The 22,849-nt window shown below is 65.6% G+C and carries 19 protein-coding genes; 11 read left to right on the top strand and 8 right to left on the bottom strand.

Features of this window, described 5'->3' with window-relative positions; all coding sequences use genetic code 11:
* The first annotated feature begins 121 nt into the window (after positions 1-121).
* On the top strand, positions 122-637 hold the full coding sequence (locus tag CS1BSM3_RS21490; RefSeq protein WP_348532912.1) for a YcgN family cysteine cluster protein: 516 nt from the start codon (positions 122-124) through the stop codon (positions 635-637).
* Here CS1BSM3_RS21490 and CS1BSM3_RS21485 read toward each other — a convergent pair.
* Together CS1BSM3_RS21485 and CS1BSM3_RS21480 are read right to left on the bottom strand one after the other, a co-directional pair.
* On the bottom strand, positions 634-1,320 hold the full coding sequence (locus CS1BSM3_RS21485) for a zinc metallopeptidase (protein ID WP_072390700.1): 687 nt from the start codon (positions 1,318-1,320) through the stop codon (positions 634-636). The genes CS1BSM3_RS21490 and CS1BSM3_RS21485 overlap by 4 nt on opposite strands.
* A gap of 58 nt (positions 1,321-1,378) precedes the next feature.
* Positions 1,379-1,921, bottom strand: coding sequence for a dihydrofolate reductase family protein (locus tag CS1BSM3_RS21480; RefSeq protein WP_072390697.1), 543 nt, complete (start codon positions 1,919-1,921; stop codon positions 1,379-1,381).
* 163 nt (positions 1,922-2,084) lie between these two features.
* Here CS1BSM3_RS21480 and CS1BSM3_RS21475 point away from each other — a divergent pair, with 163 nt between their 5' ends.
* From CS1BSM3_RS21475 to CS1BSM3_RS21455, 5 genes are all read left to right on the top strand, one after another.
* Complete coding sequence (locus CS1BSM3_RS21475; RefSeq protein WP_072390695.1) at positions 2,085-3,038, top strand: D-2-hydroxyacid dehydrogenase family protein; 954 nt, start codon at positions 2,085-2,087, stop codon at positions 3,036-3,038.
* Positions 3,039-3,075: 37 nt separating this feature from the next.
* Positions 3,076-4,347 carry a CinA family nicotinamide mononucleotide deamidase-related protein gene (locus tag CS1BSM3_RS21470; protein ID WP_072390692.1) on the top strand — a complete coding sequence of 424 codons (1,272 nt, stop codon included), beginning with the start codon at positions 3,076-3,078 and terminating at the stop codon, positions 4,345-4,347.
* A gap of 558 nt (positions 4,348-4,905) precedes the next feature.
* Positions 4,906-6,540: a LysM peptidoglycan-binding domain-containing M23 family metallopeptidase gene (locus CS1BSM3_RS21465; protein WP_174263748.1), complete on the top strand. Its 1,635-nt coding sequence runs from the start codon at positions 4,906-4,908 to the stop codon at positions 6,538-6,540.
* A 382-nt stretch (positions 6,541-6,922) separates the two neighbouring features.
* Entirely contained in the window at positions 6,923-8,215 is a 1,293-nt protein-coding gene (pncB, locus tag CS1BSM3_RS21460) for a nicotinate phosphoribosyltransferase (protein ID WP_072390686.1), read from the top strand.
* Positions 8,216-8,225: 10 nt separating this feature from the next.
* Positions 8,226-9,128, top strand: coding sequence for an HpcH/HpaI aldolase/citrate lyase family protein (locus tag CS1BSM3_RS21455; protein WP_072390683.1), 903 nt, complete (start codon positions 8,226-8,228; stop codon positions 9,126-9,128).
* On the opposite strand, the gene CS1BSM3_RS21450 is transcribed toward CS1BSM3_RS21455, so the two are convergent.
* Together CS1BSM3_RS21450 and CS1BSM3_RS21445 are read right to left on the bottom strand one after the other, a co-directional pair.
* Positions 9,104-9,490, bottom strand: a complete 387-nt coding sequence (locus CS1BSM3_RS21450) for a c-type cytochrome (RefSeq protein WP_072390680.1) — start codon at positions 9,488-9,490, stop codon at positions 9,104-9,106. The genes CS1BSM3_RS21455 and CS1BSM3_RS21450 overlap by 25 nt on opposite strands.
* Before the next feature lie 139 nt (positions 9,491-9,629).
* On the bottom strand, positions 9,630-10,646 hold the full coding sequence (locus CS1BSM3_RS21445; protein WP_072390677.1) for a LysR family transcriptional regulator: 1,017 nt from the start codon (positions 10,644-10,646) through the stop codon (positions 9,630-9,632).
* Between the two features lie 386 nt (positions 10,647-11,032).
* Here CS1BSM3_RS21445 and CS1BSM3_RS21440 point away from each other — a divergent pair, with 386 nt between their 5' ends.
* The 3 genes from CS1BSM3_RS21440 to glcF all read left to right on the top strand — a co-directional run bounded on the left by CS1BSM3_RS21440 (position 11,033) and on the right by glcF (position 15,226).
* Positions 11,033-12,487 carry an FAD-binding oxidoreductase gene (locus CS1BSM3_RS21440; RefSeq protein ID WP_072390674.1) on the top strand — a complete coding sequence of 485 codons (1,455 nt, stop codon included), beginning with the start codon at positions 11,033-11,035 and terminating at the stop codon, positions 12,485-12,487.
* Positions 12,488-12,652: 165 nt separating this feature from the next.
* Positions 12,653-13,870, top strand: a complete 1,218-nt coding sequence (locus CS1BSM3_RS21435) for an FAD-binding protein (protein ID WP_072390672.1) — start codon at positions 12,653-12,655, stop codon at positions 13,868-13,870.
* 12 nt (positions 13,871-13,882) lie between these two features.
* Positions 13,883-15,226, top strand: a complete 1,344-nt coding sequence (glcF, locus tag CS1BSM3_RS21430) for a glycolate oxidase subunit GlcF (RefSeq protein ID WP_072390669.1) — start codon at positions 13,883-13,885, stop codon at positions 15,224-15,226.
* Positions 15,227-15,457: 231 nt separating this feature from the next.
* Here glcF and ilvC read toward each other — a convergent pair whose 3' ends face one another.
* The 4 genes from ilvC to CS1BSM3_RS21410 all read right to left on the bottom strand — a co-directional run bounded on the left by ilvC (position 15,458) and on the right by CS1BSM3_RS21410 (position 20,480).
* A complete protein-coding gene (gene ilvC, locus CS1BSM3_RS21425; RefSeq protein WP_072390666.1) occupies positions 15,458-16,477 on the bottom strand; it encodes a ketol-acid reductoisomerase in 1,020 nt (339 codons plus the stop codon).
* 185 nt (positions 16,478-16,662) lie between these two features.
* Positions 16,663-17,025, bottom strand: a complete 363-nt coding sequence (locus CS1BSM3_RS21420) for a hypothetical protein (RefSeq protein ID WP_072390663.1) — start codon at positions 17,023-17,025, stop codon at positions 16,663-16,665.
* Positions 17,026-17,664: 639 nt separating this feature from the next.
* Positions 17,665-19,614, bottom strand: coding sequence for an ATP-binding protein (locus CS1BSM3_RS21415; RefSeq protein WP_244540583.1), 1,950 nt, complete (start codon positions 19,612-19,614; stop codon positions 17,665-17,667).
* A gap of 59 nt (positions 19,615-19,673) precedes the next feature.
* On the bottom strand, positions 19,674-20,480 hold the full coding sequence (locus CS1BSM3_RS21410; RefSeq protein WP_072390661.1) for a sensor histidine kinase: 807 nt from the start codon (positions 20,478-20,480) through the stop codon (positions 19,674-19,676).
* Between the two features lie 249 nt (positions 20,481-20,729).
* Here CS1BSM3_RS21410 and moaA point away from each other — a divergent pair, with 249 nt between their 5' ends.
* Together moaA and CS1BSM3_RS21400 are read left to right on the top strand one after the other, a co-directional pair.
* Positions 20,730-21,758, top strand: coding sequence for a GTP 3',8-cyclase MoaA (moaA, locus tag CS1BSM3_RS21405; protein ID WP_072390658.1), 1,029 nt, complete (start codon positions 20,730-20,732; stop codon positions 21,756-21,758).
* Positions 21,759-21,902: 144 nt separating this feature from the next.
* On the top strand, positions 21,903-22,841 hold the full coding sequence (locus tag CS1BSM3_RS21400) for a DMT family transporter (RefSeq protein ID WP_083528793.1): 939 nt from the start codon (positions 21,903-21,905) through the stop codon (positions 22,839-22,841).
* Positions 22,842-22,849 lie beyond the last annotated feature (8 nt).

The following is a 22,849-nucleotide window of genomic DNA, read 5'->3' as shown; positions in this document are numbered from 1 at the left end:
CGGATACCGGCCGGGCGCCGCTCAAACCTTGAACATTCGGCCCGATTCTGGCGTTGATATGCTGAATCGATCAAGCCCGGCAAATATGATAGTCGTACAGTAACCGATTCAGGAGCTCCGCGTGCCTTCCCGACAGCCCCAGCCCTTCTGGCGCACCAAGACTCTCGACGAGATGTCGCAGAGCGAGTGGGAGCGGCTGTGCGACGGCTGCGGGCGCTGCTGCCTCGTCAAGCTCGAGGACGAGGATACGAGCGAGATCTACCTCACGCGCCTCGCCTGCGGCTTGCTCGACCTCAAGACCTGCCGGTGCCGCGACTACGCCGCCCGGCACGAGAAGATGCCCGATTGCATCTCGATCACGCCCGACAAGGTGCGCACACTCGGCTGGCTGCCGCCGACCTGTGCCTACCGCCGGGTCGAGGAGGGAAAAGATCTGCTCTGGTGGCACCCGCTCGTCTCCGGTTCGCCGGATACCGTGCACCAGGCCGGCATCTCGGTGAAGAAGCTCGCCCGCAGCGAGGTCGGCATCAAGCCGGGCTGGATCCCGCACTACATCATCGACGACTTCGTGGATGACCCCGTGCCGGCCAAGCCGGCGCCCGCACCGCGCAAGCGGCGGGCAAAGGCCAGCGCCTAAAACCGCAGCACCCTGAACCAGCGCATGACGTCGAGCAGGCTGACGGCGGCCGCGGCGACGTACGTGAAGGCGGCCGCGCGCAAGAGCTGGCGGGCCGAGCGCATATCCCTGTTCGAAATGTAGTTGCCGGTCTTGAGCAGAGGGAGCGCGCGGCGGAAGCTCGCGTCGAACTCGACGGGCAGCGTCACGGCGTGCATGAAGATCGTCGAGCCCAGGATGAGCACGCCGATGGCCAACTGCATGAACATGATGTGCGGTGACTTCGAGAGGATCATCATGACAGGCGCGGCGAGCATGATGACCGAGCCGACCTTCTCGACCTTCTGCGCCTGCCGCGCCATGCGCGTGCGCGCGATGAGCGGCCCGTAGGCCGTGGCATCCTGCATGGCGTGGCCAACCTCGTGGGCCGCGATCACGATCGCCGCGAGCGAGCGCTTCCCGAAATGCTGGGGCAGGAGGCGCACGGCCTTGGCATCGGGGTCATAATGGTCGCCGCTCTGAGTTTCCTCGACGACGACATGGTGCAGGCCCATGCCATCGAGTACGTGACGTGCGAACTCGCCGCCGGTGCCCGCGATGTCGGCCCGCTCGTCGGAATGGCGTGCGATGACGCCCCTGATCCACAGTTGCGGCAGGAAAGCGAGGCCGAAAGCAAGGGCGAGGACGATCAGGGCGAGGGTCAATCGGGGCTCCTCAATGCGGGTGGTTACAGCATATCATGCATGGCTCGCGGCTGCCCGTTCAGCCCATGCGCCCGACAACATAGTGCGATTGCACGAAGCCCGAGGGATAGGACGTCGTCTCGATGTGCGTGAGGCCCACATCCTGCGGAAGGGCGCCGAAGAGCGGGCGCCCCGCCCCGAGCAGGATCGGGATGTGCGTGATCGTTATGTCCGCGATGAGGCCGGCACGCAGAAAGGACTGTATGAGGCGCCCGCCGTCGACATAGGCACGGTTCCAGCCGTCTGCCGCGAGCCTCTCCAGCAAATCCTCCGGCGCGAGATTGACGATCCGCACACGGTCGGCGCGGTCGGGCGGGATGGCATCTGGATCGAGCGTCCGGCTCAGGACCACTACGGGCTTGTCGTAGGGCCACCGGCCGAAGGCCAGAACCTTCTCGAAGGTGCCGCGGCCGATGATCATGCCATCGACGGAGCGCATGAAGGCGCTGTAGCCGTAGTCGTGCCCGGCATCGGGCCACTGGTGCAGCCATTCGATGTCCCCGTCCGGGCGGGCGATGAAGCCGTCCAGGCTGGCGGCGATATAGACGTGGCAGGTCGGCATGGGCTCGGAGGCGGCGTGGCTGGTCTGCGTCTTCTATCACATCGCGGCGCTTGCGCTCGGTACGTGCGCCGGGGAATGATGGGCGACCGGCGGTGTCGGCTGGCGTTGCCGCCACACCCCTCCGCACTGTCCATCAGAGATAGAAATTCCGGGAGAAAACCGCATGGTCGCAATCGCGATCCTGGACGACTACCAGAATGTGGCCCATTCATTAGCAGACTGGTCCCGCCTCGAGGCGGCGCATCAGGTCAAGGTCTTCGACTATGCCTTCGCGAGCGAGGAGGCCGCGCGGCGCGAGCTGCAGGGCTTCGACGTCGTATGCTGCATGCGCGAACGTACGCCCTTCCCGCGCTCGCTCATCGAGGGACTTCCCAATCTTAAGCTGATCGTGACGGCCGGGATGCGCAATGCCGCGATCGATATGGAGGCCGCGGCCCAGCGCGGCATCAAGGTCTGCGGTACGGACAGCGGCGGCCACGCCACGGCCGAGCTGACCATGGGTCTCATCGTGGCGCTCGCACGCAACTTCCACATCGAGTTCGCCAACATGCGCGAGGGGCGCTGGCAGACGACCGTCGGGCGCGATCTGCGGGGCCGCACGCTCGGCGTGGTCGGTCTCGGCCGGCTCGGTGGGCACGTCGCGCGCATGGCCCAGGCCTTTGGCATGAAGATCATTGCCTGGAGCCCGAACCTCACCGACGAGCGCGCCAAGGAGCATGGCGCGACGCGCGTTCCGAAGGATCAGCTCTTCCGCGAGGCGGACGTCATCTCCGTGCACATGGTGCTCTCGGCGCGGAGCCGCGGCATTGTCACGGCCGCCGACATCGCGCTCATGAAGCCGACGGCCTTCTTCGTGAATACGTCGCGGGCGCCGCTCGTCGATAATGCGGCACTGGCCGCGGCACTCTCGGCGGGCCGCATTGCCGGCGCGGCACTCGATGTCTACGAGGTCGAGCCGGTGCCGGCGGCCGACGCGCTCCGGAAGGAGCCGCGCGCGGTCCTCACCCCGCACATCGGCTATGTGACGGAAGAGACCTACCAGCTCTTCTATCCCGGCATGGTCGAAGTGATCGAGGCCTGGCTCGCCGGCAAGCCCGTGCGCGTCATCGCCGGCTGAGCCAGATCGACATCGTAGAGTTGGGGGGCAAACGCGGATGATCATCGAAATCCTCTGCACGGGCGACGAGATCCTCACCGGCAAGACCATCAACACCAACTTCGGCCACATCTCGGCACGGCTCACCGAGCTCGGGCTCTCCGTGCGCTGGGGCACAACGGTCGGCGACGACCGCGAGACGCTCATGGAGGCCTTCCGCCTCGCCGCCTCGCGCGCCGATGCGGTGATCGTCAATGGCGGTCTCGGGCCGACTGTCGACGATCTCTCGCAGGAGATCGCGGCCAAGGCGGCGGGCGTCGAGCTGGTGATGAGCGAGGAATGGCTCGCGCGCATTGAGAGCTTCTATGCCCGGCGCAATCGCATCATGCCGCCGAACAATAAGAAGCAGGCACTCCTGCCGGCGGGCGCCGAGCTGATCGACAATCCGATCGGCACGGCGTGCGGCTTTGCGGCGACCATCGGCAAGGCGCGCTTCTTCTTCACGCCGGGCGTGCCGCGCGAGATGCGGCGGATGCTCGACGAGCAACTCATTCCGCGCCTCCTTGCCATGAGCGGCCTCAAGGGCGTGACGCGTCTCAAGCGCTTTCACTCCTTCGGCATTGGCGAGTCGCGCGCCGATGAAATGCTGGCCGGCATTCCCGGTCTCGAAGATGGCGGCAGCGTCAAGCTCGGCTTTCAATCGCACTATCCGCAACTCGAAACGAAGCTCGCGATCCGTGCCGATGATGAGGCCGCGCTCGCACGTCTCCTCGATCCCGTCGAGGCCGAGGTGCGCCGCCGGCTCGGCAACTTCGTCATTGCCGAGGACGACCAGCGCCTCGAAGGCGTGATCATCGATCGCCTCGCGGCAGGCGGGCACACGCTCGCCATAGCCGAGATGGTGACCGGCGGCGGTGTTGCGGCCCGCATTGCACCGCAGCTTGCGGCGCGGGCCGTTTTCCGCCGCGGCATTGTCGGACGCGACGTCGCGCAGGTCATGAGCTCGGTCGGTCTCGATACCGGATTGGCCGCAGCAGGCATCACGGAAGATGCAGCCGTCGCGGTCGCGCAAGGATTGCGTCAAGTGAGCGGCGCCTCGCATGCGCTCGCGGTGCTCATGGAGCTCGACGAAGGCGAGGACCGTCTCGAGCTCGGCGGCAACATCTGCATCGGGCTTGCCGATCCGAACGGCGCGCTCGCGCGTCCGGCGCGGATGCTCGGCGGGCGTGAGTGGGTGCGCATTGGCGCGATCGAGCTCGCGCTCGATGCGTTGCGTCGTCGTTTGCTCGGACTGCAGGTCGACGAGCGCATCGACTTCGAGCGGAGATGATTTTGTTGCCGCGGGCTGCTGGGAAGAGGCGCCGCCGGGCTCTCGACTAGTGCTATGCCCGCGGCAGCCATGCAGCGCTTGTGCATGAAACGGCGCTGATACAAGCAATATGCCGTTGTCCTACATTCAGCCAAAAGCCGCGGAAGAGCCGCCGTCCGGCCCACCGCCTCGCACAATCGCGCGCTACACGGAGAGGGCTCGTTCTCCGCGTCCTGTATCTCGTTTCATCACGGAGAGCCTTCTCGAAGGCATCACGCCTTGGCCCTCGGCCGAGGACGATGTCGTTCACCCTGCAGCACCAGGAGTGCGACCCGTGTCCAACCCTCCATCTCCTTCGTCAGTCGAGAAAGAGAAGAGGCAGGCAAGGGCGTGCGCTCCTTAACGGCCAGTTAACCACTTTAGGGTTAACTGAGAGCGCGTAGAGGGGTGTACCGCATGTTGCGTTTTGTACGTTTGTGTGAGCGTTTGCCGAGGCCCGCCGCCGCATCCCGGGGCGCGGCCGTTCTCGTATTGGCGATGGCCGCCGGCGGATGCAGCGCCGGTTTCGAGATGCCCACGTTGAGCTACAACGGGGGTCCGTCCGCGACGAATTCCGTCCCCATCCCGCGTGAGCCGGTCTACCAGAACCGCGGCCCGCAGTTGCTCGGCGACGGACGCTCGCAGGGCGGCGAATCTTACAGCCCACCCGCCAACCCGTCCTACAGCCAGCCTTACAGTCAGCCGTACAGCCCGCCGAGCGATGGCGGCTACGAGCGTCCCTATACGCCGCCCTATGAGCGCCAGGCGCCGCGCCAGGAATGGCGCGAGAGCAATCGCGGCGTGCCCATTTCGCAGGAAGGCGAGCGCGGCGTGCGCGTGGCCGGCCTGCCGGAGCCGTACGATCGCGGCTCGCGCACCGACATGACGGCGCCGCGTCAGACATCCGCACCCGCTTCTTACAGAAGCACCGAGCCTGCCCTGCCCATGCCGCCGGCTCCGCCGCGCGCGGCCTTTGAGCCCACGCCTGCGTCCTCCGCGGCGGCCGCTGATGGCGAGACGATTGAGGTGCGCGCGGGCGATACGCTCTTTGCGCTTTCCAAGAAGCACAACGTCTCAGTCAACGAGCTGATGCGCGCCAACAATCTCAAGGGACCGCAGCTTCGCGTCGGCCAGCAGCTCGTCGTGCCGTCGAGCGGCCCGCGTACGCGTCAGGTTGCGTCGCTGCCGACCGCGCCGATGGCCGAGCCGGCTCCCGCACCGGCGGCAACGCCCCCTGCGCGCGAGCGGCCTGAGCCGAGGCTTCCGCACCACGAGGCGGGGCCGATCGTGCCGCCGCTCGTCGAGACCGATCCTGCAACACCGGCTGCCACGCCGGCACCCGCTCCAACGGCAACGTCTACGCCGGCGCCTCGTCCCCCTGCGCCGGCCGACGAATCCGGCTGGACGGGTACTTATACCGTCGAGCGCGGCGACAGCCTCTTTGCGATCGCGCGCAAGCACAATGTCCGTCTCAACGAGCTCGAGCGCGTCAACAAGATCAGCGATCCGCGCCGCGTGAAGCCAGGCACAGTACTGAAGGTGCCGGGCGCGGGCGTCGCCGCTGCGCCGTCTGCTCCGGTCACGGCACCGCCCGCCAAGTCCGAGACGGCCGGCGCACCGTCCGTCGAGCCGACGATCATCAATGCACGCACGCCCGTCGCCGCGCTGGGGCCCGATGCGAACAACCCGCCGGCGGGCGCTACCGTGGATGCGCCGCCGACGCAGGCGCCGATTGCAGCGGCCGAGCCGCCCGTGCGGGACGCTGCCGTTGCCGCGCCCAAGCCGTCGGCAGCGGCACCGGCGAGCAAGCTCCGCTGGCCGGCGCGCGGCAAGATCATCTCGGGCTTCGGCCCGCAGGCTGGCGGCCATAACGAAGGCATCAACATCGCGCTGCCGCGCGGGGCGGACGTCTACGCCGCCGAGGCCGGTATCGTCACCTATGCCGGCGATGGCGTGCAGGGCTATGGCAACCTGCTGCTCATCCGTCATGAGGGTGGCTGGGTCACGGCCTATGCTCACAACGACACGCTCGCGGTGAAGGCCGGCGAGACCGTGCGGCGCGGGCAGGTCATTGCCAAGGCCGGTGCCACCGGCAGCGTCGACACGCCTCAGCTCCACTTCGAGGTCCGGCAGGGCGTGAAGGCGGTGGATCCTATTCAGCACCTCGAGCGCTAACTAGCGCGATGCTCGAGAAATTCGCCAAAGCCTGCTGCACGAGACGAGCGAATTTCTTGATCTGAATCACGCTAGAAAACCTAGACTTGCAGCGCCCAATTGAGTGCGAAATTCGCTCGGGCGCGCGGGGTTTGGCGAATTTCGCACTCGGGGCGCAGCGCGGACGGGCTCTCGAGTGCCAGCTTCGGGGTAGGACCATCGCCGGTCCTGCCCCGAATGCATTTTGGGAGGGCTTCTGCAACCCGATCATGCTCCAGGCGCGGTCTGAGCCGCCGCTGGTGCAAGGGTCGGCGGGTTGCGCCAGCGGCATCGATTTGCGACGGTTGTAGGGCTGAACACGGAATGCGGGCTTCGGGCCCGAACTTGAAGGACGCTGGGGTCCATGACCGACATCGCGACCCGGGTCTACAACCACGCCTGGAAGATCGATCCGATCGTCCGCTCGGTGCTCGACACCGATTTCTACAAGCTCCTGATGGCGCAAATGATCTTCCGGCGTCACCGCGACACGCGCGTGACCTTCGGGATCATCAACCGCACCGCGTCCGTGCCGCTTGCCAAGCTCATCGACGAGGGGGAGCTGCGCGAGCACCTCGACCACATCCGCTCGCTCTCGCTGAGCCGCGGAGAATCGACCTGGCTGCGCGGCAACATGTTCTACGGCACGCGGCAGATGTTCTCGCCCGATTTCATCGAGTGGCTCGAGGACTTCCGCTTTCCCGCCTACCACCTCGAAAGGCGCGGCGATCAGTACGAGCTGACGTTCGAGGGTCCGTGGATCGAGACCACCATGTGGGAGATCCCGGCGCTCGCCGTCATCATGGAGCTTCATAGCCGCGCGGTGACGAGGGGGCTCGGCAAATTCGAGCTCCAGGTGCTCTATGCCCGTGCCATGACGCGCCTTTGGGAGAACGTGCAGCGCTTGAGTACGCTCCCCAATCTCAGCATTGCCGATTTCGGCACGCGCCGGCGGCACGGCTTTCTCTGGCAGGACTGGTGCGTACAGGCGATCATGGAAGGCTTGGGCAAGGCCTTTCTCGGTACGTCGAACTGCCTCATCGCCATGCGCCGCGAAGTGGAGGCCATCGGCACCAACGCGCACGAGCTGCCGATGGTCTATGCCGCCCTTGCCCCGAACGATCGCGCGCTCGCGGAAGCCCCCTATGCCGTGCTCGCGGACTGGCAGGATGCCTATGACGGCAATCTGCGCGTAGTCCTGCCCGACACCTATGGAACGGAACACTTCTTCGAGCGGGCGCCGGCCTGGGTGGCGAAATGGACAGGTGTGCGCGTCGATTCCGGTGATCCGATCGAAGGCGGCGAGCTCGCCATCGCCTGGTGGAAGAAGCACGGCCAGGACCCGACGAAGAAGCTCGCGATCTTCTCCGACGGTCTCGATGTCGATCTCATGCACAAGATCCATCGGCACTTCCACGGCCGGATCCGGATCAGCTACGGCTGGGGCACGCTGCTTACGAATGATTTCCGTGGCCTCGGTCCCAATGGCGGCCTCGATCCTTTCTCCATCGTCTGCAAGGTCATTTCCGCCAATGGCCGCCCCGCCGTGAAAATCTCCGACAATCCCACCAAGGCCGTCGGGCCGCCCGAGGAGATCGAGCGCTATCGCCGCGTGTTCCACGTCGGCACTCAGGTCGCGACGCCGGTCCTCGTATAGGTGGAGCGCCATGATCGAGAGCACGATCCCGCTGCTCCGGTCCTGGCTCTTCGTTGGCGGACCAAATGCGCACGAAGGCACCGCGCGAGAGAGCGTCGCCGATGTCGTCATCCTGGAGCTCGAGGATTTCACCCCGCCGGAAGCGCGGCCCGCAGCGCGTGCCGCTGCGCCGGGCCTGCTCGCGGCGTGGCGTGCAGCAGGTTCGGTGTCAGCCGTGCGCGTCAATCCGCTTGCCGGTGATGGGGCCGCGGACCTGGCCGCGGTGATGGCGGGCGCGCCCGAGATCATCATGCTGCCCAAGGTGCGCGGACCCGCTGATATCGTGGACCTCGCCGCTGCTGTGACGGCGCACGAGCGGCACTATGGCCTCGCTGAAGGCAGCACGCGTTTGGTCCCCAATATCGAAAGCGCAGGAGCCCTCTTCGAGACGCGTGCCATTGCCCGGGCCGACGAGCGCGTGGTGGCCTGCCTTCTGGCAAGCGAGGATCTGACGGCCGATCTTGGCGCACCGCGCACCAAGGAAGGCGGCGAGATCGCGTTCGCGCGCGCCTACTTCCATGCAGCGTGCGTTGCCGCGGGCGTGCTCTCGATCGATTATCCCTACACCTACGCCGATGAGGACGGGCTCCGCGCGAGCTGTGCGGGTGCCAAGGCGCTCGGCATGACCGCGAAGTCGCTTGTGGCTCCAGCGCACGCGGCGCTCGTCAATGCCGCCTTCACGCCGAGCGATGCGGAGATTGCGTTGGCTGAGCGCATTGTCGCGGCATTCGATGAAGCGCGCCGCCAGGGCCTCGATCGCGCGCATGTCGACGATCATCTCGTCGAGGTGCCGACATGGCGCAATGCGCTGGCTTTGCTCCAGCGCGCGGCGGCGCTGAAGGCGCGCGGCTACTTCGAGAACTGCTTGAGGTAGGCGATCAGATCCTTGCGATCCTGCTCGTCCTTGAGGCCTGCGAAAGCCATCTTGTTGCCGGGCATCGCGGCGCGCGGATTGAGGAGGTACTCCATCATCTTCTCCTCGGTCCACACCCAGCCGTCCGCGCCGGCCTTGAGGTTGGCATCGGAGTACTTGAAGCCCTCGATGGTGCCCGCCTTGCGCCCGACGATCCCATTGAGGATCGGCCCGACTTTGTTCTTCGCATTGTCGCCGACGTCATGGCAGGCGCGGCAGCGCTTGAAGATGTCGGCACCGTTCTCAACATCCTGAGCCGAGACCAAAGTCGTGCCGAGAAAAACGGTCGCGGCGATGGCGGAGAACAGTACGGCCCGATTCATCTTTCACTCCCATGGCGGCCGTCATCGCGGCCTTGATGCGTGCGACTGACCGCATCTTATACGCCAAAGAAGAGGATCGCCCGTGCCGTTCGCGCGACCAAATGTTGCACTGATGAATTGAAGGCGTCAGGCGTGGCCGTCAGGTGGGTGCAACTGCGGGGGTGGACTTGCGCTTTGGGCGGGGCGACTCAGATGCGGAGTCCTTCTTCGCCGCGGCATCAATCGTCCGGCCGGACTTCAACAACTTCTGGAGATCCAGCCGCTGATTCCAGTAGGGCTCGGGGCCATACGTCTCGCTCAGGAATTCGATGAAGACATTCACCTTCTCGGGCATGAAGTCGCGGCACGGGTATACCGCGTGGATCGCCACGCTGTCCGAGCCGCAGTACTGCGGCAGCAGCACCTTGAGGGCACCGCTTTCGAGCTCCGGCCCGATATCCCACGTGGAGCGCAGCCCGATGCCAAGGCCCGCGAGCAAGGCCTCGCGCACGAACTCGAGCGAGTTCGAGCGGATGTTTCCTTTGACCTTGAGATGATGCTCGCCGTCCGGTCCCTGCAGGCGCCAGTGGTCCTGAGCGCCGGCCGAGAGGCAGTTGTGAAAATCGAGATCGGCGAGGCTCGACGGTGCGCCGTAGGTCTCGATGTACTTCGGCGCGGCGCAGATGACGCGATGATCGCTCGCGAGCTTGCGCTGGACGAGAGAGCTGTCGCGGAGCTCGCCGATCCGCACGGCAAGATCGAAGCCTTCGCGAATGATGTCGACGAAGCTGTCGGTCAGATGGAAGTCGAGCTCGATCTCGGGGTACTTGGCGAGGAACTGCGGCAGGTACGGCGCGATGTGAAGCCGGCTGAAGGCGGTGGGCGCCGTGACCTTGAGCACGCCGCGCGGCTTGGTGTTGCGCCGGCTGACGAAATCCTCGGCCTCCGCGATGAGGCTCAGGATGTCGACGACGCGCTTGAAGTAGCCCTCGCCGGTCTCGGTCAAGGTGAGCTGGCGGGTCGTGCGCTGGAAGAGGCGGGTTCCGAGCCGCTCCTCGAGCAGGCTCACGCGCTTCGAAACGACGGCCGGCGACAGGCCCATCTCCCGCCCGGCCGCCGACATGTTGCCGGTACGCGCAACCCGAGCAAAAATTTCGAGGTCGGTGATGGCTGTCACAGCGTTGTTCCCTCAAACGCGCGTCCGAGCCAGAAAAATGCTCTCCACACAGAAGAGAGTTCATTGAGGCCGGCAATGACCAAAGTGTGTCGTCGAAGGTAACCCGCCAGGATGAGTATTGTTCCCCAGCATTGAAAATCAGCGCAGACAGACGTTCCCGGTCTTACGTTTACGTGCCTGGCGCCGATGCTGGCAGCTTTTGCTGGCATACTGCCGCCGGTAGTTTGCAGAGCGGACCTGCTGCCTGCGCGGGCGCGTTGCGGGGATAGCCGCTGCCAGTGCTATGATGGGGCCGCTCGAATCCTGCTACCTCGGCGTGCGTCCCGCTTCGATTGGAGTTCGCTCCTGGTGCGCCGCCTGCCTCCGGCCGAAAGGCAAAGGTTCCGATGCTGGTGAATGTATTGCCCCCGCCCGACCGTGCGGTCGTCTCCCGCCGCGATGCGATCGCCAAGGATTTGGCGCGCCTCGTCGCACCCGGCGGCGTCATCGCTGACGAGGACGGCCGGCGCGCTTTCGAGACCGATGGTCTGTCGGCATATCGTTGCATGCCCCTCGCCGTCGTGCTGCCGCGCTCGACCGAGGAGGTCTCGCGCGTGCTCAAGTACGCCCATGAGAACGGCATCACGGTCATCCCGCGAGGAGCCGGCACGTCGCTCTGCGGCGGTGCTCTGCCGGCGGAGGATGCAATCGTGATCGGCGTCTCGCGCATGAACCGCGTCCTCGATGTCGATCTCGAGAACCGCACGGCGCGCGTCGAGACCGGCATCACCAACCTCGGCATTTCCGGGGCTGTGCAACCGCACGGCTTCTTCTATGCGCCCGATCCCTCGAGCCAGCTCGCCTGCACGCTCGCCGGCAACATCGCCATGAACTCGGGCGGCGCCCACTGCCTCAAATACGGCGTCACGACCAACAACGTGCTCGGCATCAAGATGGTGCTCGTCGACGGCCGCGTCGTCGAGATCGGCGGCGCGCATCTGGACGCCTCCGGCTATGACCTGCTCGGATTGATCATAGGCTCGGAGGGGCAATTCGGCATCGTGACCGAGGCGACGGTCCGCATCCTGCGCGCGGCCGAAGCGGCGCGTCCCATGCTGCTCGGCTTCGACTCGAGCGAGATCGCCGGGCGCTGCGTCTCGGCGATCATTGCGTCGGGCATCATTCCCGTCGCCATCGAGTTCATGGACAAGCCGGCGATCCACGTCTGCGAGGCCTTTGCCAAGGCGGGCTATCCCCTTGACGTCGAGGCCCTGCTCATCGTCGAGGTCGAGGGCTCGGAGGAGGAGATCTCGACGCTGCTCGCGCGCATCGTCGACATCGCCAAGCCCTTCAAGCCAAGGGGCGTGCGCGTCAGCCAAAGCGCGGAGGAAAGCGCCGCCATCTGGCGCGGGCGCAAGTCGGCCTTCGGCGCGCTCGGCCGCATCTCCGATTATTTCTGCATGGACGGCACGATCCCGCTCGGACGACTGCCGGAGGTGCTGGTCCGTATTGGCGAGATCTGCACGGGACATGGCCTCAAGGTCGCGAACATCTTCCATGCCGGCGACGGCAACCTGCATCCGCTGATCCTGTTCAATGCCAATGACGCCGATCAGCTTCGCCGCGCGGAGCAGGCTGGTGCCGACATCCTGAAGCTGTGCGTTGAGGTCGGCGGCTGTCTCACCGGCGAGCATGGCGTCGGCGTCGAGAAGCGCGACCTCATGCCGAGCCAGTTCACGTCCGGTGAGCTTGCTCTGCAGATGCGCATCAAGACCGTGTTCGACCCGCAGTGGCTGCTCAACCCGCACAAGGTCTTTCCGCTCGAAGGGCGCGAGATCGAGCATCAGGCCTGGGAGCACTAGTGTGATGATCGAGAAATTCGCCACATGTCGCGGCACGGTATCGAGCGAATTTCTCGATCTGAATCACACTAGCGAGATTGTGATTCTAGTGTCCCTTCTGCTTCCGAAGTTCGCTTGGGACACTAGCATCGGATACCGGCGAACTTCGGAAGCGGGACACTAGCCGTGAAGAGCGCCCGCCCTGGGAGTGAGCGCGAGCTTCAGCGTCTGATCATAGATGCGGTGCGCGCCGAGATGCCCGTCGAAGTGCTCGGTGCCGGCACGAAGCGCAATATCGGGCGTCCGGTCAATGCGGGCCTCGCCATCACGACGGCCTCGCTGCGCGGTGTCACGCTCTATGAGCCGACCGAGCTCGTCATGGGGGCCCGCGCCGGCACGCCGCTCGCCGATATCGAGGAGCGCCTCGCCGTCAAGGGCCAGATGCTCGCATTCGAGCCGATCGATCTCGGGCCCGTGCTCGGCGGCGCGGCGGGCAGCGGCACGATCGGCGCGGTCTTTGCGACGAACCTCTCGGGCAGCCGTCGCGTCATGTCGGGTGGCGCACGCGATCACCTGCTCGGCATCGAAGCGATCACCGGCGCGGGGCAGGCTTTCCGCGGTGGCGGACGCGTCATGAAGAACGTCACGGGCTATGACCTCTGCCGCGCCGTGTGCGGGAGCTGGGGCACGCTCGCAGTTATGACGAGCGTTATCTTCAAAGTGCTGCCGCGGCCCGAGCGCACGGGCACGCTCATCTTCCTCGGCCTCGATGATACCTCGGCCATCGAGGCGCTTTGTGCCGCACTCGGCACGCCCTTCGAGGTTTCGGGTGCGATCCATCTGCAGGCGCCGCTCGCCGCACGGCTGAAGCACGCGGGGCTCGCTGCCACGCAGAAGGCCGTCACCGCTGTGCGCATCGAGACTTTCGAGAGCTCGCTGCGCTACCGCCTCGACCGTCTCAAGGAAGCGCTCCGCGCATTCGGCGAGATCCACGAGCTCGATGATGCCAGCTCGCTGGCCTTCTGGAAGGAGCTTCGCCAGCTCTCGGTCTTGCAGGGCAATGCCGCGCCGCTCTGGCGTATTTCGACGGCGCCGCGTTCGGGTCCCACTGTCGTCGCCGCCATTGCGCGCTACATGGAATGTCGCGCCTTCTATGACTGGTCGGGCGGGCTCATTTGGGCCGAGGTGCTCGATACGGCCGATGCCGGCGCCGGCGATGTCCGCCGTGTGATCGCGAGCCACGGCGGTCATGCCACGCTTGTTCGTGCGGCGCCGGCGGTGCGAGCCGGCATCGACGTCTTTCAGCCGCTCGAGCCCGATCTCGATGCGATCACGCGCGGCATCAAGGCGGTCTTCGATCCAGCCGACATTCTCAATCGCGGGCGCCTGCTCGCCAACCTGTAGACGCAGATCCCGATGCAAACCAATTTCACACCGGAGCAGCTCCAGGACCCGCGCCTTGCGGAAGCGGACAGCATCCTCAAGCGCTGCGTGCACTGCGGTCTCTGCACAGCGACCTGCTCGACCTATGTCCTGCTCGGGGATGAGCGCGATTCCCCGCGCGGGCGCATCTACCTCATGAAGGACATGTTCGAGCGCGACCGCGACGCGAGCCCCGAGGTGCAGTTCCACGTCGACCGCTGCCTGTCCTGTCTCTCCTGCATGACGACCTGCCCCGGCGGCGTCGACTACATGCACCTCGTCGACCTGGCGCGCTCACATATCGAGGAAACCGGCAAGCGCACGGCAAAAGAACGCTTCGTGCGCGGGCTGCTCGCGCGCCTGATCCCCTATCCCGAGCGCTTCCGCAAGGTGCTCGCACTGGCGCCGCTCGGCCGCCCCTTTGCTGGATTGATGAAGCGTGCGGGCTTCCCGGAGCTTGCTGCCATGCTGGCGCTGGCGCCGCGCGAGCGCGTACCGGAGGGGCGTTTCAGGGGCCCTGGCACCGCCGTGACGAGCGACAAGCGCATGAAGCGCGTGCTGCTGCTGGCCGGATGCGCGCAGCAGGTTCTCCGGCCCGAGATCAACGACGCGACCATCCGTCTGCTCGCGCGCAATGGCGTCGATGTCATCGTGCCGGCGGGCGCCGGCTGCTGCGGCGCGCTCGTCCATCATATGGGCCGCGAGAGCGAGGCCGTCGCGCAGGCCAAGAAAAACGTCGATGCCTGGTGGAAGGTGACGGAGCGCGAGCCCATCGACGCGATCATCATCAATGCCTCGGGCTGTGGGACCACCGTCAAGGACTACGGCCACCTCCTGCGCCACGAGCCGGAGTATGCCGAGAAAGCGGCCAAGCTTGCCGCGCTCGCCCTCGACATCACCGAGTTCCTGACCCGCTTCGATCTCGGCGCGCCGCATCGCTGGTCGAGCCTGCGCGTCGCCTATCATTCCGCCTGCTCCATGCAGCACGGCCAGCGCATCACGAGCGAGCCGAAGACGCTGCTGAAGAAGGCGGGCTTCACGGTGCTCGAGCCGCCGGAGGGGCACATCTGCTGCGGCTCGGCGGGCGTCTACAACATTCTCCAGCCCGAGCTTGCCGGCGAGCTGCGCACGCGCAAGGTCGCCAATATCGAGAGCGTGCGACCGGATATTGTTGCGGCAGGCAATCTCGGCTGCATCACTCAGATCGGCCTCGGCACGCACCTGCCGATCGTGCACACGGTCGAGCTCCTCGACTGGGCCTATGGCGGCCCCGTCCCGCGCGGTCTCGAGAACTTCAAGGGTTTCGTGTCGGACGTGCCCGGGCACGTGGCGGCCTGATTCTTTTGTTGCCGCGGGCTGCTGGGAAGAGGTGCTATCGCCTTCTGCGGTAGTGCCATGCCCGCGTCCGCCATACGGACAGCGTCAGCGTGGGGCACCCACTTCCCCTTCTCCCCGTGCTTACGGGGAGAAGGTCGGGATGAGGGGCGGGAGCTTGCGCAACGTCGGCGTATGCCGCCGCCCCTCACCCTAGCCCTCTCCCCGCAAGCGGGGAGAGGGGATGGCAAGCTTTTAGTTCTTGCTCTTGTCGACGAGCGCGCCGGCCTTGATCCAGGGCATCATGGCACGCAGCTTGGCGCCCACTTCCTCGATCTGATGAGCGTCGTTCAAGCGACGGGTGCCTTTGAAGCGAGCCTGCCCGGCCTTGCATTCCTGCATCCATTCGGACGTGAACTTGCCCTTCTGGATGTCGGCGAGAATGCGCTTCATCTCGGCCTTCGTTTCGGCCGTGATCACGCGCGGACCGCTCATGTACTCGCCCCACTCCGCAGTGTTGGAGATCGAATAGTTCATGTTCGCGATGCCGCCCTCGTAGATGAGGTCGACGATCAGCTTCACTTCGTGGAGGCACTCGAAGTAGGCCATCTCCGGCGCGTAACCCGCCTCGACCAGCGTCTCGAAACCGGCGCGGATCAGCTCGACGAGGCCGCCGCAGAGCACGGCCTGCTCGCCGAAGAGATCGGTCTCGCATTCCTCCTTGAAGGTCGTCTCGATGATGCCGGCCTTGCCGCCGCCGATCGCCGAAGCGTACGAGAGGAAGAGGTCGTGTGCGTTACCGCTGCGGTCCTTGTCGATGGCAATGAGGCAGGGCACGCCGCCGCCGCGCAGGTACTCCGAGCGCACGGTGTGGCCGGGGCCTTTCGGCGCCACCATGCCGACGTCGAGGTCATCGCGCGCCTCGATGAGGTTGAAGTGCACGTTGAGGCCGTGCGCGAACATGATCGCGGCGCCGTCCTTCATGTTCTTGTGCAGGTGCTCGCGGTAGATGTCGGCCTGGAGCTCGTCGGGCGTCAGCATCATGATGATGTCGGCCCACTTGGCGGCCTCGGCGACTTCCATCACCTTGAGCTTCTCGGCCTCGGCCTTCTTCGCGCTCGCCGAGCCCTTGCGAAGGCCTACGGCCACGTTCTTGACGCCGGAGTCGCGGAGGTTGAGCGTGTGGGCATGGCCCTGGCTGCCGTAGCCGATGATGGCGACCTTCTTGCTCTTGATCAGGTTGATGTCGGCATCACGATCGTAATAGACGCGCATGGGTGTTCCCCTCGTCGAGACTGGGCTTTCCGGGTTCGGTTCGAATGATGGAATTCGATGGCCCGAACGCCTAGCGGCTAAAGCGCCCCTGTTGCAAGCGAAAAGGCACCGCCCGGCACGCGGGGCGGGCCCGCATTCCGCAATTTACCAGAAAGGGGTCGATCCGTACGCGTTCTGAGCGCCGCTCAGCGCTTGATGAAATAGCCGATCGCGGCACCGATCAAGGGCCAGAGGAGGATCTCGAGGCGCGGAACGATCTGAGCCACGGCCTGGGTGATCGGCGGAACGAACGTCAGCGCAGCGAATATGAGCGCCACGATGAGCGATACCGTCAGCGTCCCGGGGCCGGGCGTGCGGACACCCTTGAGGACGATCGATCCGACGAAGCCGATCACGAAGACGATGATGGCGAAAAGTACCGCCCAGACGAAGATCTCGACGTTGTAGCCGCCGAACTGCGGGATGGCGGGAAGGTAGCGTTTGATGTGAGGCGCAATGACCCAGGCGCCGCCCATCTGAAGAATGATGAGGATGATGTATCCGAGCATGCCGCTATTCCCCTGATTTCGGCCTCCCGCCTCGGCCGCCGCCGCGCGGCGCCTCGGGCGGCCGGTCGCTCAGGTGGACTGTCTAGCAGCCCAGCGACGAGGGCGCGAGTAGGCTCGGACGATCAGCAGGAAGGTGTGGCCGCGGAAGCGCGATTCGAGCTTCGGGGGGCGGCGAGCGGATTGCAAAAAGCAGAAAGGCTGGAGCAAGCGGCTGCTCCAGCCTTTCCGTCGGGTGTGTGGATACAGACATGAGAACGGAGGAACGGTGCTCAATCGCTCGACCGGCTCGATGACCGACGCATCCTGGAACGCAGAACAGTCTGTTCACTACGGCTCATAAGCTCTCGAGAAGTTCCTCTCGCGAGCCCGAGCCACGGACCCGAGCAGCGGAGCCGCTCGCACGTCCTGCAGCGTTGTCCGGCGTGCACTGCAGCTCGCCCCGGAATGCCGGTCGGTTGGACCGTCCGGAGCAGAGGGCAAAGACACGCACGCCGCTACACGACGCACAATTCGGGCAGGCCACGTTGCAGTGGCCACCCTGGTGGATTGCGCGACGGCAGAATCACACGCAGCACTACTTGTTCATAATCCGTGGGCGTTCAGCTTGTCACGATCTCAGTGCGGCGCGTGCCGGAAAGCTCACCGCCCGCTGCGGTTCAGCCGATCGCGAAGGTTCCTGAGCGCGTTCGACGCCTGCGCAGGCTGCTGCGGCGATGCGCCGGCCGGAGCCGCCTGGCTGTAGCCCGCCGGCTCGGGAACGCGCGGCCGCTGGCTCGCGCCCTCTGCTCCCGCCGGCGTCGGATAGCGTCGCGCTGCGGGGTCTGCTGGGGTCGCAGGCGCTGCCGGGCGTGGCGCTTGCGCGGGCTCGGCGGAATTCGTCAGACCCATGGCATCGGCGAAGAGGGCCGTCTGGCTGGTCTCGGTCGCCGCCGATCCGCTGACCGAGAGGCGCCACTTCTCGACGATCTGCTCCAGGAAGCCCGTATCGGTGCTCGGCTGCTGCCACATGGTCGTGAACATGGCCGAGGAGCTTCTCGGCATGGCGTGCTTCGGCAGGTCGTCGAAGCGGATGCGGACCGGCAGCGTCACGCCGTCGCCGAAAGCGATGGCCTCGCGCTGGCCGAGCGCGGAGAGGAACTCGAGGAGGCCCGAGCCCGTGTCGGAGATGGCCGACTTGACGATCTCCTGGTCGCGATCGTTCGACATGCGCAGCGCGAAGACGGTATTGCACTGGGAGAGGATCGTCGGATCGATCTCGGCCGGGCGCTGGGTCACGATGGCGAGCGATGCGCCGTACTTGCGGCCTTCCTTGGCGATCTTGGCGATCGCGCGCTTGCAGGGCTCGAAGCCGAGCGCGGGGTTGGCGGGCACGTAGCGGTGCGCCTCCTCGCACACGATGGTGACCGGCACCTTGCCCTCGCCCCAGAGCGCGAAGTCGAAGGTCATGCGGCAGAGCACCGACACGACGACGTTGACGATCTCCGTCGGCAGGCCCGTCAGCTCGAGGATGGTGATCGGCTTGCCCTCGACCGGGACGCGGAAGATGCGACCGAGGATCTGCGCCATGCCGTCATAGACGGTGAGCGAGCCGAACATGAAGGCGTAGCGCGGATCGAGCGACAGCGTCTCGATGCGGGTCTTGAGATTGCGGTAGGGCGCAATATCGCGCTTGTTCTCGAGCTTGCCCATGCGCTCGTCGATGAGCGAGGTGAGGTCCGAGAGGCGATAGGGAACGGGCGTGTCGACGGTGAAGCGGCCCGAGTCGCGCGTGCGCACGCCCTGGCTCTCTTTGCTGCGTCCGGCGCTATAGCGACCCTTGGCGACCGGGATCAGCTCCTGGAGAATTTCGATCTCCTGCTTCCTTTCGGCGGGGTCGCCGATCAGCACCTCGATGAGCTCGTCGAACGTGAGGAGCCAGAACGGGAGCTGCATATTGCGCGGCGAGATGACCTCGCCCCACTCGGGGAATGCCGTCGCGTACTCGTTGTGCGGATCGAGCAGCACGATGTGCGCCTGCGGATTCTTTTCGAGAATGGAGCGCAGCAGCAGCGCGGTCGTGCAGGACTTGCCGGTGCCCGTGGTGCCGAGCACGGCGAAGTGCTTGCCGAGCAGGTCGTCGACCCGGACCATTGCCGGAATGGTGTTGTCCTGGCGCAGGCAGCCGACACGGACGGAGCGCTCGATATCGCCGCAGAAGGCCTGATTGAGTTCCATCTTCGAGGCGACGCGCACGCGGTCGCCGAGACCGGGATAGATCGTGACGCCGCGATTGAAATATCCGGGAGAGCCGCCGCTGCCGAGCCGGAGCTCGCCGACGAGGCCGAGCTCGGCAATCCAGATCTCGCTGTCGCTCTCGCGCTGTGCCGGTACCGGCACGCTGAGGGCGGAGATGATCGCGAGCACGATCGTTTCGCTCGTTTCGATCGCGAGCAGCGTGCCCATGTCGGGGCGGCTCGCCGTCTCGCGCGGTCCGCGTCCGTCGTTGTCCAGGAGGACGATCGCCTTTGCACCGGTAACCGAGACGATGCGGCCGATGGAGACGTCCGCGGCAGGTGCGGTCTGTTCGGTGGTGGGGGACATCAGCGCCATCGGATTTGCCTCGGCTCGTGCAGTGGTGTCGGTTCGGTCGCGGTGTGGTCGTGTCGGCGTCAGTAGGTGGAAAGCTCGAGTGGGACAGTCGGCAGCTTGACGGTCACCTCTGTTCCTTGGCCCTTGGTGCTTCGGATTTCGATCGTGCCGCCATGAAGGTCTACGAGGGCCTTTGCGATCGGCAGGCCGAGGCCGGAGCCTTCCCGCCAGCGCGTACGGCTGGCATCGGCCTGGCCGAATGGGGCAAGCGCGATGCGGATTTCTTCCTCGCTCATGCCGACGCCCGTGTCGCGGATCGTGACCACGATGTCGCCGTTGGGCGCGTTTGCCGCTTCGACGTTGATGCTGCCGCCGGGCGGCGTGAACTTGATCGCGTTGCCGACGAGATTGGAGAACGTCTGGCGGAGCTTCTGCTCGTCACCCTGGATGATCGGCAGGTTCGAGGCGATGTTGCAGACGAGGTTCAGCCCGTGGTCGCTGATCGATTTCCCGAAGCTCATGAGACAGTCGTCGAGCGCATCGGCAACCTGGACCTCGGCAGGATCGAGCATGAAGCTGCCGCTGTGCAGCTTCGAAATGTCGAGGATGTTGTTGATGACCGTGAGGAGGTGCGTTGCCGCGTCCTGGACGAGACGCGCGTACTCGACGATGTCTTCATCGGTGAGCTTGCGATGCTCGTGCTCGGTGAGCAGCTTCGAGAAGCCGAGCACGGAGTTGAGCGGGGTGCGCAACTCGTGGCTCATGTTCGCAATGAACTCGGACTTGATCTTGTTCGCGAGCTGGGCTTCGAGTTTGGCCGCCCGCTCTGCCTCCCGGGTGCGCTGACGCAGCACAGCCTCGCTGAGGCTGATGGCGTAGGATCCCATGAGGGAACTGCCCTGACCTGCTCCGATAACCGCGTTCAGCATCGCGGACACGCCCTCTCACTCATGAATGAATGAGTAGAGAATAGGGGCGAGAGCATAAGCATCGGTTAATCCGCGACGCTCCGTCTACGCAAGGTTCGGCGGCTCGTGCACGTACACTATATGTGCTAAGTATTCGGGCAGATCGGGCGCCGGCTGTATGGCGGCGTCTGCAACACAAGGCCCGCCAGTGCGGGCTCAGGAACTGCAATGGCTACCGACCAAGCGCTGCACATGCCGGCGGGCGAACTGATCGACCCCTTCGGGCGCCACGTCAGCTACCTTCGCGTGTCCGTGACAGACCGCTGCGACTTCAGATGCGTGTACTGTATGTCCGAGCACATGACGTTCCTGCCCAAGCGGGATCTTCTGACGCTCGAGGAGCTCGATCGCCTGTGCTCGGCCTTCGTGGACCGTGGCGTGCGCAAGCTCCGCATCACGGGCGGTGAGCCGCTTGTACGCAAGAATATCCTCTGGCTGTTCGAAGCTCTCTCGCGCCATCTCAAGAGCGGGGCCCTCGAGGAGCTGACACTGACCACCAACGGCAGTCAGCTTCCGAAATATGCTCAGGCGCTGGCCGATTGCGGCGTCCGTCGCATTAACGTTTCGCTCGATACGCTCGATCCCGAAACATTCCGCCGGATCACCCGCTGGGGCGATTTCGCCAATGTCATGCAGGGCATCGAGGCGGCGGAGAAGGCGGGGCTCCAGGTCAAGATCAATGCCGTGGCGCTCAAGGACGTCAACGAGCACGAAATCGCAAATCTCGTGCGCTTCGCCCATGGCCGCGGCGCCGACCTGACCTTGATCGAGACCATGCCGCTCGGTGACATCGACGGCGATCGCACGGATCAGTACCTGCCGCTTTCGATCGTTCGCGCCCGGCTGATGGATACCTTCACCCTGCGCGACATTCCCTATCGGACCGGCGGGCCGGCCCGCTATGTTGAGGTGCAGGAGACGGGTGGCCGGCTAGGCTTCATCACGCCGATGACCCACAACTTCTGCGAGAGCTGCAATCGTGTGCGCCTTACCTGCACGGGTACGCTCTACATGTGCCTCGGCCAGGAGGATGCGGCCGACCTGAGGACACCGCTCCGGGCCTCATCCGACGATGCGCTCCTGCAAACCGCGATCGACGAGGCCATCTCACGCAAGCCTAAAGGTCACGACTTCGTGATCGATCGGCGCAGCAAGCGCCCGGCCGTCCAGCGGCACATGAGCGTGACTGGGGGCTAAGACAAGCAGTTCGTGCCTCCGGCACGAGAGGGGCTGCCGCCCCTTCACCCCGCTCGGGGGACACCCCCGAACCCCCGTTTTTCTGAGACTGGGTGGTAGCTGGGACTGGCGGCGCCAAGGAATGCGGCTGGGGAGGCCGAGGGGGTGAACGAGCCCGAGGGGCGCAGTCTGCGTCCGGCTGTGGACGACGGCGGGGCGACGGTTGCAGCAGCCAACCTCAGGGCCATCGTGGCGATGTCGCTCGCCATGGGCTCTTTTGCCTGCGGCGACACGCTCATGAAGCTCGCGTCGACGAGCGTGCCGACCAGTGAGCTTCTTTTCATCCGCGGGGCCGTCATCTTCGTCGTCTCGCTGAGCGTGGCGTTCTTCACCGGCGCGCTTCGAGAACTCCGCCACGTCTTCGAGCGTGCCATGGGCGGGCGCATTGTCGGCGACGTCAGCAGCGGATGGCTCTTCCAAAGCGCGCTCGCCCGCTTGCCTTACGCCGACCTCACGGCCATCGGGCAACTGAGCCCCATGATGCTGACGGCAGCCTCCGCCATCTTTCTCGCTGAGCGCGTCGGCTGGCGACGCTGGACCGCGACGGCCGTCGGCCTCCTTGGCATCCTGATCATCGTCCGGCCAGGCGGGTCCACGTTCAGTTGGTGGGCATTGGTGGGGATCGCCTCGGTCTGCTGCACGACGTTGCGCGATCTCTCGACCCGAGGCATCAACCGCCGCGTTCCGGCCATCCTGATCATGACGCTGTCGGCGGGCGCCGTAACCGTCGCTGCTCTCGCGGTCGCGCCATTCTCGAACTGGCAGTGGCCCGATCAGGCACTCATGCTCAAGCTTTCCGGCGCGGCGATGTTCAGCCTGCTCGGCCAGCTCGGCGTCATCATAGCCATGCGCACGGGCGAGGTGTCGGCGGTCGTGCCTTTCCGCTATACGATCATTCTGTTCTCGATCGTCTCGAGCGTGGTCGTCTTCGGGCATCTCCCCGATGCACTGACCTTTCTCGGGATCGCGATCGTCGTCCTTGCCGGCCTCTACACCTTCTATCGGGAGCAGAAGCTACGCCGGCTGGCAGCGCGGCAATCCTGACGGCAGAA

The organism is Hyphomicrobium sp. CS1BSMeth3, from assembly GCF_900117415.1.
Taxonomy (GTDB): domain Bacteria; phylum Pseudomonadota; class Alphaproteobacteria; order Rhizobiales; family Hyphomicrobiaceae.
The sequence above is the reverse complement of the archived record's forward strand: the minus strand, read 5'-3'. Positions and strand labels throughout refer to the sequence as shown.